The sequence below is a fragment of the Atribacterota bacterium genome (genome assembly GCA_028703475.1).
Lineage (GTDB): Bacteria > Atribacterota > Phoenicimicrobiia > Phoenicimicrobiales > Stramentimicrobiaceae > JAQVMU01.
Window position 1 is genome coordinate 1 of record JAQVMU010000040.1, and the last position, 14,406, is coordinate 14,406.

12 protein-coding genes are annotated in these 14,406 nt (G+C 33.3%); all 12 read right to left on the reverse strand.

Annotation, left to right across the window (positions count from 1 at the left end; all coding sequences use genetic code 11):
• Positions 1-219: 219 nt before the first annotated feature.
• The gene (locus tag PHQ99_05470; GenBank protein ID MDD4289018.1) at positions 220-2,187 is read right to left on the reverse strand and encodes a LysM peptidoglycan-binding domain-containing protein; all 1,968 of its coding nucleotides are present in this window, start codon (positions 2,185-2,187) and stop codon (positions 220-222) included.
• 228 nt (positions 2,188-2,415) lie between these two features.
• Positions 2,416-2,601, reverse strand: coding sequence for a helix-turn-helix domain-containing protein (locus PHQ99_05475; protein ID MDD4289019.1), 186 nt, complete (start codon positions 2,599-2,601; stop codon positions 2,416-2,418).
• A gap of 179 nt (positions 2,602-2,780) precedes the next feature.
• Complete coding sequence (locus PHQ99_05480) at positions 2,781-5,114, reverse strand: transglycosylase SLT domain-containing protein (protein ID MDD4289020.1); 2,334 nt, start codon at positions 5,112-5,114, stop codon at positions 2,781-2,783.
• 179 nt (positions 5,115-5,293) lie between these two features.
• Positions 5,294-6,316, reverse strand: a complete 1,023-nt coding sequence (locus PHQ99_05485; GenBank protein ID MDD4289021.1) for a histidinol-phosphate transaminase — start codon at positions 6,314-6,316, stop codon at positions 5,294-5,296.
• On the reverse strand, positions 6,316-6,987 hold the full coding sequence (locus PHQ99_05490; GenBank protein MDD4289022.1) for an amino acid ABC transporter permease: 672 nt from the start codon (positions 6,985-6,987) through the stop codon (positions 6,316-6,318). The genes PHQ99_05485 and PHQ99_05490 overlap by 1 nt, the downstream gene beginning before the upstream one ends.
• Complete coding sequence (locus PHQ99_05495; protein MDD4289023.1) at positions 6,987-7,763, reverse strand: amino acid ABC transporter ATP-binding protein; 777 nt, start codon at positions 7,761-7,763, stop codon at positions 6,987-6,989. The genes PHQ99_05490 and PHQ99_05495 overlap by 1 nt, the downstream gene beginning before the upstream one ends.
• A 10-nt stretch (positions 7,764-7,773) precedes the next feature.
• On the reverse strand, positions 7,774-8,439 hold the full coding sequence (locus PHQ99_05500; protein ID MDD4289024.1) for an amino acid ABC transporter permease: 666 nt from the start codon (positions 8,437-8,439) through the stop codon (positions 7,774-7,776).
• Between the two features lie 120 nt (positions 8,440-8,559).
• A complete protein-coding gene (locus PHQ99_05505) occupies positions 8,560-9,333 on the reverse strand; it encodes a basic amino acid ABC transporter substrate-binding protein (GenBank protein MDD4289025.1) in 774 nt (257 codons plus the stop codon).
• Positions 9,334-9,346: 13 nt separating this feature from the next.
• On the reverse strand, positions 9,347-9,658 hold the full coding sequence (locus PHQ99_05510; protein ID MDD4289026.1) for a YerC/YecD family TrpR-related protein: 312 nt from the start codon (positions 9,656-9,658) through the stop codon (positions 9,347-9,349).
• A 288-nt stretch (positions 9,659-9,946) separates the two neighbouring features.
• Positions 9,947-10,963 carry a peptide-methionine (R)-S-oxide reductase MsrB gene (msrB, locus tag PHQ99_05515; GenBank protein ID MDD4289027.1) on the reverse strand — a complete coding sequence of 339 codons (1,017 nt, stop codon included), beginning with the start codon at positions 10,961-10,963 and terminating at the stop codon, positions 9,947-9,949.
• 250 nt (positions 10,964-11,213) lie between these two features.
• Entirely contained in the window at positions 11,214-12,383 is a 1,170-nt protein-coding gene (locus tag PHQ99_05520) for a glycosyltransferase (protein MDD4289028.1), read from the reverse strand.
• 47 nt (positions 12,384-12,430) lie between these two features.
• Complete coding sequence (locus PHQ99_05525; protein MDD4289029.1) at positions 12,431-14,146, reverse strand: glutamine--tRNA ligase/YqeY domain fusion protein; 1,716 nt, start codon at positions 14,144-14,146, stop codon at positions 12,431-12,433.
• Positions 14,147-14,406 lie beyond the last annotated feature (260 nt).

Genomic DNA, 14,406 nt, shown 5'->3' on the forward strand with positions numbered 1-14,406 from the left:
TACATTAAATAGAAACAGAAAAATATTTCTTAAGTGTTTACTAAAATATATGCTGCAATAAGCAGCTATTTTTATCCTTTGAATATACTTATTTATCAACAGTTTTTTAAGATTCTAAGTGCAACTTTGTTTTATCATTACCAAATTTTATGAAATAAGATTAATAGAAAAATAGGAATTCAGGTATGATATAAATTGTTTTTAAATATGGTGTATTTATTAAGGCAGGTAATTAATAGGATTGATCGGTTTGCCGTCTTGTCTTACTTCAAAGTGCAGGTGGGAACCTGTAGCATTACCAGTAGCGCCAAGCCTGCAAATAATGTCTCCCTTGCTTACACTTTGACCTTCACTAACCAGATTGCTGGAATTATGAGAATATACAGTAGAAAAACCTCTGGAATGATCAATAATAACAGTATTTCCATACCCGTTAATATAACCACTAAAACTGACTTTTCCACTTTCAGCGGCCCTGATTGGATCACCTGTTTTTCCATCAATATCAATTCCTGTATGATAATCTCTCCTGCCACCTAAAGTTCTCATGCCAAATTGTGAAGTAATCAAGCCATTAACCGGCCATATAAATGAACGGGAAGAAATTGCCGAATCTCTGACATTAGGTATAACAAGTTTTTGACCTACCACAAGACTGGTGCTTTCTGATATACGATTGGCAGTAGTAATAGTATTGATACTTACTCCGTAGTTCCTGGAAATTCCCCAGAGAGTCTCCCCCTTTTGGACAAAATGGACTATCTCCTTTGGTTTTTCTTCTTGTACTGTAACAACAGATGTTTTTGTACTCTGGACAGCAGCCAGCGCTTTTTCAGTTGCAGGAATATTCAATTTTTGCCCAACAGACAATTGAGTAATATTTTGCAGTTGATTGATATTTATTATTTCGTGCATTTTAATATCAAACTTTTGGGAAATAATCCAGAGAGAATCCCCTTTCGCTACGGTGTACTCCACTGTTTGCACTTTACTGCTGCTCTGACCTGACCCACCCATAGCAGGTATTTCCAGTCTCTGACCAACAGTTAGAACATCTTTATTGCTTAAATAGTTTACCGCCAAAATACCTTCCATAGATACACTATGGCTTTGGGCAATACTCCATAAAGTATCCCCTTTCTTAACAGTATAATAAGCCTGCTTGCTATCATCTTCAGGAGTACTGTCCTTTGCAGTAGTATTCTTAACAACCGCGGCTTTTGTTTCCTGGGGTACCAAAGTTTCAGTTGGTGTATATTCGCTAACTTTTATTTTAATCCTTTGACCGGGATAAACATAATCTTGGAGAGAAATTTGGTTTAACTCACAAATAGTCTCCACAGGGACATGATATTTCTGAGCTATCAGCGAAACACTTTCTCCGGATTCAACAATATGTTCGACCCATTCATATCGTGTTTCCTCTTCACTATCTTCATCATCTTTAGTCCAATTGTGCAAAGGAATCTTGATAACCTGGCCAACAGAAAGTTTCTCAGCATCTTCTAAATCATTTATTTCAGTTAATTCGCTTAAAGACACCTGATAATTATGAGCAATAGTCCATAAACTTTCTCCTGCTTTAACAGCATATTCTGTTTCCTTCACCAGATTTCTAAACTCCTGGTTCAAACTATTATTCATGTCTAAAATATTTGTTTTTTCTTCTTCATAAGTGAGTGCAGATTTTGCTTCCTGTTCTGTATTTTCATTTTTTTGAATCGGAATATTTATTTCTTGTCCTATATAAAGCGAATCCGGCTTATTTAGATTATTTGCTGAGGAAATACAATCCAGGGAAAGCCTGTACTGCTGAGCGATATCCCAAAGGCTTTCACCTTTTTGTACAGTATGTACAATAATGTCAGTGTCTTTGTTTTCATTAGAGTTACCTGTCTGTTTTTGAGGTATTTTAATCTTGGATCCTGGAGATAGTATTTGCGCTTCATCAAGATTATTTACCGTAGTAACATCCTGAACCGATAATTGAAATTGTCGGGCAATAGTCCACAGACAGTCCCCTTCTTCTATTTGATATTCCACATATTGCTGTGCGAAAGTGTTAAGGAATATATTAAAAATAAAAAGGATATTCAGCAGGACAATCGGTAGTATATGACTTTTGGTAATACTAAACACTTTACATTTGGCATTAGTATTACCTGTTTTCTTGTTACTTCTGTGCATCTATAAACTTTCCCTTAATATTTTAGTAATATTATTAATATTAATAATATTCCAACATTGAACAGAAGGAATTAGAATATCATTAAGAAGGAGCAGCAATTTATCGATTATACTTTTTGTAGTATGAAATTATATCATACAATTATATTTTTTTAAACTAATATTTTAAAAATTGTAAATTTTTAAAAATAATTCAGATAATAATCAACCTCTTTAATCTAAAATATATTACTTCATATCTTTGCTGTTGTTAAGTTGCTCCTCCAAAAATGAATCGATAACATCTTTCTTAAAACGCCAGATTCTACCAATTTTTATTGCAGGTATCTTTTCTTCTCTTGCCCATTGGTAAATAGTTAATGGTTTTACTTGTAAATAATCAGCTACTTGTTTTGCAGTCAGGTATTCTTCCATTTCTTTCCTCCTTGGTACAAAGTATTTATATCTAAAAACATTTTATTGTTTTTTTATGATTTTGTCAATTTTCTTGTCTATCTTGACATATAATTTTGTTAACTTGGATGAAACTTAAAAATTAAGTTAAAATTGGGAATTCTGTACTTATTTTTTACTTTATATCACTTTTTTTACATCTATCTATAAATAAACTTATAAATTTGATAAGAGCGCATTACTTTTTTAATATGTTCGGTGGTTTCATCATAAGGAATATTTTCTACAAAAGAATCAATGTCATTAATATTAAACTGCTGTACCCATCTATCGGTAACTCCTGGACCTGCGTTGTATGCAGAAATCATAAGGTAAAAGTTTTTATCATATTTTTCCTGTAAATATCTATAATACCAGCATCCAAAATTTATGTTTATAGCAGGATTAAACAGTAAATCATAATTAAATGGCTGGATGTCTAATTTTTGAGCAATCCATTCGCCTGTGGACAAAATAATTTGCATCAATCCCCTGGCTCCTGCCCTGGATTCAGAATAACTGTTAAAATGACTCTCCTCTCTAATGGTTGCCAAAACCAATAAAGGATCCAAATCATATTCATTTGCCTGTTCAGAAATTATTGATATATAATTATCCGGGAAGGCATATTGCCAGAACTGAAAAGGTATTTCTTTTATCCTGTCATTATTAAAAAAGTAATCTAATAAAGCTTGTGCATAACCAATAGAACGGTAATACTCCTGGTTTTGATAATATATTTCAGTTAACAAATACAACAGATATATATTTCCAGGTTCATAACTTAGGGTTTTAATTATTTCTGAAGCGGATTCTGTATAAATACCAATAGAATTTAATAATTCAGCTTTATAGATAGCCAGCTGGGAATCATTTTCTACTGGAATATAAATACTTTTAATATCACTAAAGGTAATACTTTTGCTATTTTTTATTATTTGTCCGATATCAGTGTTTTCCTGTTTTGTTTCTTCTGGTATATGGATAGTATAATAACTATCCGGATAGTTATCCAGCAACATTTTATAAACCTGCCGGCTGTTTTCTCTATCAAGAGAATCCTGTAATTTTCCAAACCAATACAGAGCATCATCAGCCCGGCTACTATCAGGAAAATTATCATATATTGTTTTATAATATTTTAGAGCATTATGTTTTTCATCATAATTGGTGTAGTAACGGGCTAATTTCCAGCTAGCTTCTCTTGCCTGGGAAGATGCAGGATATTTAGAAATTAACTGGTCCAGTATTTTAATACCATCTTCTTCCTGATTTTGTAAAAATTTAATTTCTGACAATTGTAGATATGATAATTGGGCAAAATAACTTTCTGGATATTTTTCAATAATTTCTTTATATTTTTCAACTGCCATCACACGATTTTCAGAAGACAGTAAAGCCCCTGCATATAAGTATGTGGTTCTTATAATAATATCTTCATTATCTCCAAAATTTTCCAGGATATAAATACATTGATCTATCCCTCTTTCGTAATCACCCTGGTAATGGACAGCCCTAGCCCTGTCATAATAAACATCTGCCAGTTGTACCTGGTCGGGATATAATGTTATTACTTCATCATATATCTTTTCAGATACTTCATACTGTCGATAATTAAAATATAAACCGGCACAAAAAAGTAATAAATCAGGAGTCATTTCAATATTCTCACTTTTTCTGGCTATCTGATACCGTTGTACAAATAAATTCTCATAGCTGGCCATACGTTCAGGGTTATAACGATTTTCAATTAGATTCTTAAGATAAACTAAGGAATTTAGAAATTGCTTGTCTTCCCATAAAACATTGCTCAATCTGTTAAGCACTCCTGCCTTAAATGTCTCTTCAACAGCGGCATCTATCGCTAGCCTGGATTCTTCTAAAAAATAATCCAAATTTCCTTCTCCCAGGTAAGCTAAAGCAATCTGATATCTTACATGGGGCACCAATGCACTATCAGGATATTCTTCAATTATTTCTTGAAACAATCCAATAGCCCTATTTATATCATAAATTTTAAGATAAGCTTTAGCTAAAAAATACGATGAATAATCCTTCATCAAGGGAATATTTTCATTAATATTCTGATAAACATATACAGCCGATTCCCATCTTTGTAATTTTTCGTAACACTGGCCTTTCAATAATTGACTTCTAAGATAAAGAGGGATATATAAATTACTGTATTCTATTTTTTCCAATTCACTGACAGCCATCGAATAATGTTCATTATAATAATAAACCTTAGCATTATTGAAATAGGACTGCTGCAGGTCAAATTTTTTTTCCTCTTCCAATATATGTGAAAGCTGAAAAATTCTTAATTGTTTTTCCTGTGATATTTCTCCTACCTGGGCTTGAACAATAGTAAAATGTGAAAAAATGAAAAACAAAACTATGAAAATAAATAATTTTAATTTTTTTTGATATATAGAATTTATAACACCAGCCAGGATAATCCCTCCAGATTTTATTATTTTATTATTTACTAACATACAAAATTTGATTAAAATTGATTGGACTGTTTATTTTATAATTATAAACTAAATATGAGAAAAAATAAAAATGATTAAATATTAAAAGTTTATAATTATTATTGATGGATAATACATTTTTGATTAAAATTATGTATATTTTGGTAAGACAAAACAATGAAATAAGAAATCAGATGAACTTATATTTTCCTTTGATATTTTCTTAGGAGATTTAGAGTATATTCCATTTCCTGCTGATTTCCAACAGTAAAACGGATATAATGGTTTTCTAAACCCGAAAATTCGTCTCCCCAGGCAGCAAAGGAATAAACTCCCTCATCTCTTAAGTATTGCCAAACAAGCTGGGTTTTTTTTCTGGTAATAAAATCTACCAGGACAAAATTAGCCCTGGATGGGAAAGTCTTGATATTTATCTGATAAAGACCTTCAATAAAAAACTCTCTTATGCGTGCTATTTTCTGCCATATCTTCTTATAATAATCTATGTATTTCAAGACCTTGATTCCGGCAACCTCAGCCATCTTATTAACCCGGAAATGCTGGTAATATCTGGCAATTTTTTCAATATTTTTTGAATTGCCAATTGTGAAACCCAACCTGAGTCCAGCAAGTCCAAAATTTTTAGAGAAACTTCGAGAAATTACAAGATTGGGATATTTATCAATCAGATCTGCTACTGTTTCTCCCAGATATTCATAATTACATTCATCAACTGCAACAATGCCAGATGCTTTACAGAGAATCTCTTCAATTGTATCCCTGGGAACAGATCCCCCGGTCGGATTGTTAGGATTGCATATCCAAACCAGGCTAGCATTCTTCAGATCTTTCTCATCATAATTCAATTTATATTCATAATCATATAAGCAATTTACCAGTTTCATTTTTAACCCATTTCTAATTGCACTTACTTCATACTGGGAAAAAGTAGGAACCGGTATTAAAATAAGTTTGGCGCCAAAAGCCCTGGTAACAGATTCGATTATTTCATCAGAACCATTGGCAGGCAATATATTGTCAGCAAGAACACCGGCGTACTCAGCAAATTTGGCAGATAATTCCTGATAATTGCCTCCACTTGGATATTTGTTTATATTTTCTAATTCCCTGGATAGTTCTAATAATAATTTTTTTGGCAGAGGATATTTTAAGCTTGAATGTTCAAGAGAAATTGGTTTTTTAATTTTTATTTTATTTTTCACTATCTCTTATTCTCCCATCCAGGAAATGATAATCTTTCTTCTAATATATTCAATACTTTTGTTGCCAGGGATACAATCGCTAAATAAATAGCCCCAACTACCAAAAACACTTCTGTGTAAGTAAAATAGCGTGAGGCTACTATCTTGCCGGCCCCTGTTAATTCAATACAGGTTACCATATAGGCAAGAGAAGAATACTTAATAAGATAAATAATTTCATTGGAACAACCAGGGATAGCTCTTCTCAATGCCTGGGGAAGAATGATATTCCAGACAGCACTTAATTTACTCATCCCCAGAGCCTGTGCTGCCAGTAATTGACCACTCTTTACAGACTGTATTGCTCCCCTGATATATTCTGCATGGTAGGCACTGCTGCATAAAACAAAACCAATAACCGCAGATGTAAAAGGAGACAAATATATTCCAATAGATGGAAACCCATAATATAGAATAAATAATTGAATTAATAGTGGAGTTCCCCTGAAAAATATAATATAGAGTTTACTAAAAAAAGATATCAGGGTATTCCCATAAACCCGACCAACGGCTACCACAATTCCCATAACTAAACCAATTGGAATTGACCAGAAAACCAGTTTAGCAGTCATTATAAAACCTTCTATTAAAGAAGGAAAAAGTATTTCCAAAAAAAATTCAAAGTTAATCATTATTTCTTTCTATTGACATCTCCATATAGCTCTGTTAATTTGAACAAAAACTTTTTTGTCCTTTCATATTTCGGATTTTGAAATAATTTTTCCGGCGGCCCACTTTCTAATAATTTGCCTCTTTCTAAAAATATTATTTCATCCGCAACTGAACGGGCAAAACCCATCTCATGAGTAACAACTATCATGGTCATTCCTTCACGGGCTAATTTTTGCATAACACCCAACACCTCTCCTATTAATTCCGGATCCAGTGCCGATGTAGGTTCATCGAAAAGCATTACTTCAGGATCCATTGCTAATGCCCTGGCTATAGAAACACGCTGTTTTTGTCCCCCGGATAACTGGGCAGGGTAAAACATAGCCTTTCTTTCCAACCCTACTCTTTTTAATTCAAATATTGCTTTTCCCCTGGCTTCCTCTTTTTTCATTCCCTTGACCTTAATCAGGGCAATTTCTACATTTCTTACTGCATCAAGGTGATCAAAAAGATTAAAATCCTGGAAGACCATTCCTATTTTTTGTCGAAAATGGTTAATTTCTTTTAAATTATGATGAGTTACTTCCTGGTTTCTTAACCAAACCGTACCCTTATCCGGAAAAGTTAATTGATTTATGCATCTTAATAAAGTGCTTTTACCTGTACCTGAAGGTCCAATAACAACCTTTGTTTCTCCTTTATAAACGTCAAAAGAAACTCCTTTCAGAACTTCTTTGCCGCTAAAAGATTTATGAATATCTTTTACCTGTAATAATAACTCTTTTTCATGTTTCATTTTAGTCCTCTCATTCCTCGAACCCGGGAATCCTTACCTTTTCTTCCAGCATATGCAACAGTTTCATTCCAATGTAAGATAAAAGTATAAAAATTAATGCACAAGTGAGATAAATAGGCATTGGTCGATAAGTTCTCGAGGCAATAAAATTACCTCTTGTTAAAACCTCCATGACACCGATAGCATATGTAACAGCAGATTCGGTCAGCATTGCCGGATATTCATTAGACCAGCCGGGAATTGATATCCTTAATGCCTGTGGCAAAATAATATTCCAGATAGCCTTCCCTTTACTCATCCCGAGAGACTGAGCAGCCAAAAGCTGCCCCTGTCCTAATGACTGCATGCTTCCTCTAAAAATCTGTGTCTGGTAGGCAGAGCTTCGCAAGCCTAACACCAAAACTGCCGAAATAAAAGCAGATAAGTTTAATCCTATCATTGAAAATAATCCATAATAAAATAGGAAGAGTAAAACCAGAATTGGCAAACCGCGAAAAAACCAGACATAAATACCAATAGACTTTTTTACCCATTTAGATCCATAAACCTGCCCCACTGATAGTGGTACACCTATAATAAAACCTAAAATCATTGCGCTTAATACCAGACTTAATGTGGTCACAATTCCCTGTAGCAAATAAGGTAGTGCCTGATAAATAACCATCAAGTTTTCCATAATTTATACTTTATCCTTAATGTTCAATAAATTTAACATGAAATTGGGGATATAAATTCTTAATTTATATCCCCGTTATTAATTCTTTTTAAAATTATATGTATTTTTATTATCTAAAATTTACTGAGCCTGGAAATATTTGGCTTTTAACTCATCCCATCTTGGTGAATTCATAATGCGTTTAATTCCTTCATTCAGCAATTCTAAAAGCTCTGAATCATCTTTTCTAACTGCTACGCCATACTCTTCACCGGTTTTTATGGTACCTATAACTTTAATGTCCATTCCCTTGCGAATTGCATCTTCAACCATCACATCATCCATCATCGCAGCATCAACTCTTCCGTTTAAGACATCCTGTACTGCCAAAGAAAATCCTTCATAGAGTTTAAGGCTATCTTTTGGAAATAGCTCCTGATTGATTAAATTATCTTCAATCCACATGGCAGCAGTACATCCTCGTTGGGTTCCAACTGTATAATCACCCATAAATATTTCTATAGCATTCAGATCGGAATCACTCCTAACACTTATTGCCTGGTCAATTGACCAATAAGGAATTGTAAAATTGACTTTTTCTTTTCTTTCTTCTGTTATGCTCATTCCAGAAAAAACCATATCGATTTTTTCTGCTAAAAGACTTGATACAATTCCATCCCAGGCAGTAGGCTGGTGAACAACCTCAAAGCCCATTTCTTCAGCAATCCAATCTAACGCTTCTACATCGAATCCAGCAGGTTTACCCGATTCATCCACATATGCATGGGGAGGATAATCTGCGTCAATACCATTGATATAGACTTCCTTTTCAGCAGATACCCCGGTTAATACTGTTATCCCAAAAAGCAGCACCATACATAATAAAATTGTAATAATATTTCTGTTTTTGTACATCAAAATTCCTCCATTATTTAATGTTTATTTTTTTCTTTTTTAGTTTTTTTAAAACAATCTGATACCCATCAGCACCATAATTCAAGCATTTTTTTACCCGACTGATGGTCGCAGAACTTGCTCCGGTTTTTTGTACAATATCTTCATAAATAAATCCTTCGCTAAGCATTCTGGCAACCTCTAAGCGTTGACTTAGTTCTTTTATTTCATTTATTGTTGCTATATCTTCAAAAAAACGATAGCATTCATCTTTATTCTCTAAAGTCAATATCGCCATAAATAACTGATCAGTCATTTCATTTTTCCAACGTGGATAATTGTTCATAATTTTCCTCCAATACATTTCTTTTTTTTGGAGACAATTAAATCAAAGCTATAAAATATTTTGTCTTTATTGTTTTTTATAATATCTTTAATGTGTTAAATAATTAATAGTTTAATATCTTGAGAAATTATATCATTATAAATAATTTGTGTCAAATTTCAAAAAAAATATTATGAAACTTGTAAATAGATGATAATATCAACCATGATAATAAAAACGGCTGGTATTTTATATTGTATTTAAATATGACACCAGCCGTTATATCCTTTTTAAACTGTCTCTAAAAAATTAAAACAGCTCTAAATATCGCCCGTATCCTTCTTGTTCTAAATCTTCTTTAGGAATAAAGCGTAGAGACGCAGAATTTATGCAATATCTCAAACCGGTAGGTTCCGGACCATCATTAAACAGATGACCAAGGTGTGAATCAGCATATCTGCTTCTAACCTCGGTCCTGACCATCATATAACTTCTGTCTTCCTTTTCAACAATATTTTCAGCTTCCAGTGGCTTACTGAAGCTTGGCCATCCTGTCCCTGAATCAAACTTATCAATAGAACTAAAAAGTGGCTCTCCGGATACTATATCAACATAAATCCCCTTTTCTTTATGATTCCAGTATTCGTTATCAAAGGGTGTTTCTGTGCCTTTATCCTGAGTAACCTGGTATTGCAATGGAGTTAAAACATCTTTTAACTCCTCTTTTGATGGTTTCTGATAGTTTTCATCCCATTTTTTTTCCATATTCTCTTCTCCCCATTTTGATTCAATATAATCTGCCCGTCCAGACCCAATATGATACCATTGATATTGAATTACATTTTTATAATAATAATCCTGGTGATATTCTTCTGCCTGGTAAAATTTTGATAAAGGTAAAATTTTTGTGACAATTTCTCCTTGAAATTTTCCTGATTCGGATAAATTATCCTTTGATTCTTCTGCTAACAATTTTTGCTCATCATCATGATAAAAAATTGCGGTTTGATACTGGCTTCCCTTATCGGCAAATTGCCCGGAGGGGTCAGTAGGATCAATATTTCGCCAGAAGATATCCAATAATTCTGCATATGTGATTTTTGAAGAATCGTAAGTTACCTCAACTGCCTCCAAATGACCGGTTTTACCTGTAGAAACCTCTTCATAAGTAGGATCAGGCGTCTCTCCTCCGGTATAACCGGATACAGCGTCTACTACTCCTTCTATCTCCTCAAATGCAGCCTCAATACACCAAAAACATCCACCCGCAAAAGTAGCTTTTTTTAGGGCAGATTGGCCAATGGCAGAAATGCTGAAAATTATCATTACTATTATAATACTTATATATAGCTGAAATACCTGGGGCTTCCGCTTTTCAATTTTCAGATATTTTATAGATTTCATTATAACCACTTCCTTTTTTCTGATTATAACATAAGAAAAAAACCAATTATTATCTCAATGCAATAAATTTAATAAAAAATGTTGGCAAAATTTACTTTCTGGAATTTGCGGAAATATTAGTACTATTTTTTATATAGTTTAAGTGGGATTTCTAATATAGAATTATTATTTTTTAATATTTGTCCATATTTCTTTGAATCAGCTTCTGGTATAAAATTAGCATTTGATCTGATATACTATCAATACTATAACGCTGTGCTGTATAAAAAGCTCCCTTGGACAATCTTTTCCTCACATCTTCGTTTTTTATCAATAGCTCCAGGCAAATTGCAAACTCAGATATATCATCTTCTACCAAAACACCGTCAAATCCATCATTTATAATGTCAACAACACCTGGTGCTTTTACTGCCAGTACAGGTAAACCTGATGCCATGGCTTCAATTATTACCATTCCAAAAGTCTCAGAGGTGGATGTAAAGGTAAATATATTAGATATCTGGTAGTAGCTTTTCACTATCTCACTTTCTACTGCTCCAACAAATTTCACATCTTCCTGTAACCCTAAAGATTTTACCATACTCTTTAATTTATTCAGAGCATTACCTTCTCCAACCAGAACAAGTTTGGCTTTATTTATATTCTTTTCATTAACCAGGGATAACGATTTAATTATTTTTTCAATATTCTTTTCAAAAGAAATCCTGCCAACATAAAGTAGAACAACATCCTCTTTGGCTATTTTCAACTGTTCTCTAATTCTATTACATTCCTCTTCATCTTTTTCCTGAAATACTTTTAAATCAATAGCATTAGGAATAACTACAATCTCTTTCCTTATATTATAATTATTAATAATTGTTTTCATTGATTCTGATGGTGTTGTTATAATATCTACCTTGGAGGCAAAGCTGGAAACAATCATCCTGATTGCTTCATTTGTTATAACCTGGGGTACAGGTGAAACATAGTAGGCATAGCGTTCATATTGAGTATGAATTGTTAATATTTTGGGTATTTTTAATCTTGCTGCATACATTATGGCAGGCATACTGAGTACAAAAGGATGATGAATATGTACAATATCCGGATTAAAATTCTTTATAACTTTGCTTGCCCGAAATGACAATGGTATAGCAATAGGGTATTTTACCTTGTTAGTCAAGTTAACGGAATGATATCTAAATATATTATCTTCCCGATCAACGAACCCGTTGACCTTTGGTGCAAAAACAAAGGTACTGTGACCTTTTTTTTCATAGGCATTCTTGAGTGACACAATACTGCTGACTACACCATTGATTAAAGGCTTATAGCAATTGGTAAAAAAAGCTATCCTCATTTATTAACCTTTTATTTTATATATTCAGATAATCTAATTACACAACCTTATTTTGCTTTCATTATTTTTTCCCAGCTATCCCGTAATGTAACAATACGGTTAAATACTAAATTTTCTCGATTTGAATCAGGGTCAACACAAAAATATCCCTTACGCATAAACTGAAATTTATCACCCTTTGCTGAATTACTTAAACCGGGTTCCACCAGACAGTCAGTCTTAATTTCCAATGAATTGGGATTGATTCGATTTATAAAATTTTCTTTCTCTTCCTCAGATTCTGTTTTATCTTTTTCCAGCAGAAGATAATCATATAAACGAATTTCTGCTTTTAACGCATGCTTTGCAGAAACCCAATGCAAGGTTCCTTTAACCTTTCGTTTTGCACCAGGACGACCACTTTTCGTATCCGGGTCATAAGTGCAGTGTATTTCGATAATTTTACCGGATTCTTCGTCCCTTACAAATCCCTGACATTTAATAATATAGGCATTCTTCAATCTTACTTCCCGACCGGGAGCCAATCTAAAATATTTTCTGGGAGGATCTTCATGAAAATCATCATTTTCGATATACAGGACTTTAGAAAAAGGAATTTTACGATATCCTGCAGAAGGATCTTCAGGGTTATTCTCGCTTTCCAATTCTTCTGTGATATCTTCAGGATAATTATCAATTATCAATTTTAGAGGATTTAATACAGCCATAACTCTTTGTGATTTCTTGTTTAAATCTTCCCTTATGCAGTGTTCTAAAAAACGAATATCTACAACGCTGTTTGTTTTTGCAACTCCAATCCTCTCACAAAAATTCCTGATAGACTCAGGTGTATAGCCTCTGCGTCTTAGACCTGAAATAGTGGGCAAACGGGGATCATCCCAATCATTAACATAACCTTCTTCCACAAGTGTGCGCAATTTTCGCTTGCTCATTACAGTATTAGTCAAATCAAGCCTGGCAAACTCAATCTGTCGGGGTAATTCAGTATAATACAGACTGGATAACAACCAATCATAAAAAGGGCGATGATCTTCAAATTCCAGGGTGCAGATAGAATGTGTAATACCTTCATAATAATCTTCCAATGGATGAGCATAATCATACATTGGATAAATACACCAATTATCACCTGTACGGTGATGCTTTTGTTTTACAATCCTGTATAATATCGGATCACGCATATTTAAATTAGGGGAATTCATGTCTATTTTTGCTCTTAAAACCCGGGTTCCATCCTCAAAAAGACCATCTCGCATCTGTCTAAACAGGATTAAATTTCTTTCAACAGCGCGATTTCTATAGGGGCTTTCTTCCCCCGGTTCAGTAAAAGTACCCCTATATTTTCTAATCTCCTCAGGGCTCAGGTCACATACATAGGCTTTCCCTTTTTTAATTAAAGCAATAGCATCTTCATACATTCTTTCAAAATAATCAGAAGCATAATAAAGCCGGTCTTCCCAATCAAAACCCAGCCAGCTGACATCTCTTATTATTGAATCAATATACTCAACATCTTCTTTAGACGGGTTTGTATCGTCAAACCGGAGGTTACACAACCCATTATTTTTCTCAGCTAAACCAAAATTCAGACAAATGGATTTGGCATGTCCAATATGCAAATAACCATTTGGTTCCGGTGGAAAACGAAGATGAACCCTCCCACCATATTTGCCTGTAGCTTTATCGTGGTCTACAATGGCTTGAATAAAATTAACTGATTCTTTATGATTATTATTAGATTTTCTGTTTTCCTGAGCACACATTAAAATTAGAGCCCCCTTGCAATATATTTTATTTAGTATGATTTTTTATATTACAACATTTACAACAAAAAATCTATGCCTGCCGCGATATACATTTACTATTTATTGCATACTCTAACTCTGCTGGTATTCGATTATTCGATAAATTGTTTCCCGATAGAATTAAATTTTAAGAACCTGAGTTTTTTGAAACACTTTTTTATTTACATTTGCTTTCATTTGAATAAGATTTATAACTACCAATAATTTTAATAAAAGTG

What these genes read in the sequence shown, in the direction of transcription:
- PHQ99_05470 (MDD4289018.1), bottom strand. Translation starts at nt 2,187, where the DNA reads ATGCACAGAAGTAACAAGAAAACAGGTAATACTAATGCCAAATGTAAA.
- PHQ99_05475 (MDD4289019.1), bottom strand. Translation starts at nt 2,601, where the DNA reads ATGGAAGAATACCTGACTGCAAAACAAGTAGCTGATTATTTACAAGTA.
- PHQ99_05480 (MDD4289020.1), bottom strand. Translation starts at nt 5,114, where the DNA reads ATGTTAGTAAATAATAAAATAATAAAATCTGGAGGGATTATCCTGGCT.
- PHQ99_05490 (MDD4289022.1), bottom strand. Translation starts at nt 6,987, where the DNA reads ATGATTAACTTTGAATTTTTTTTGGAAATACTTTTTCCTTCTTTAATA.
- PHQ99_05495 (MDD4289023.1), bottom strand. Translation starts at nt 7,763, where the DNA reads ATGAAACATGAAAAAGAGTTATTATTACAGGTAAAAGATATTCATAAA.
- PHQ99_05500 (MDD4289024.1), bottom strand. Translation starts at nt 8,439, where the DNA reads ATGGAAAACTTGATGGTTATTTATCAGGCACTACCTTATTTGCTACAG.
- PHQ99_05505 (MDD4289025.1), bottom strand. Translation starts at nt 9,333, where the DNA reads ATGTACAAAAACAGAAATATTATTACAATTTTATTATGTATGGTGCTG.
- PHQ99_05510 (MDD4289026.1), bottom strand. Translation starts at nt 9,658, where the DNA reads ATGAACAATTATCCACGTTGGAAAAATGAAATGACTGATCAGTTATTT.
- msrB (MDD4289027.1), bottom strand. Translation starts at nt 10,963, where the DNA reads ATGATAATTTTCAGCATTTCTGCCATTGGCCAATCTGCCCTAAAAAAA.
- PHQ99_05520 (MDD4289028.1), bottom strand. Translation starts at nt 12,383, where the DNA reads ATGAGGATAGCTTTTTTTACCAATTGCTATAAGCCTTTAATCAATGGT.
- PHQ99_05525 (MDD4289029.1), bottom strand. Translation starts at nt 14,146, where the DNA reads ATGTGTGCTCAGGAAAACAGAAAATCTAATAATAATCATAAAGAATCA.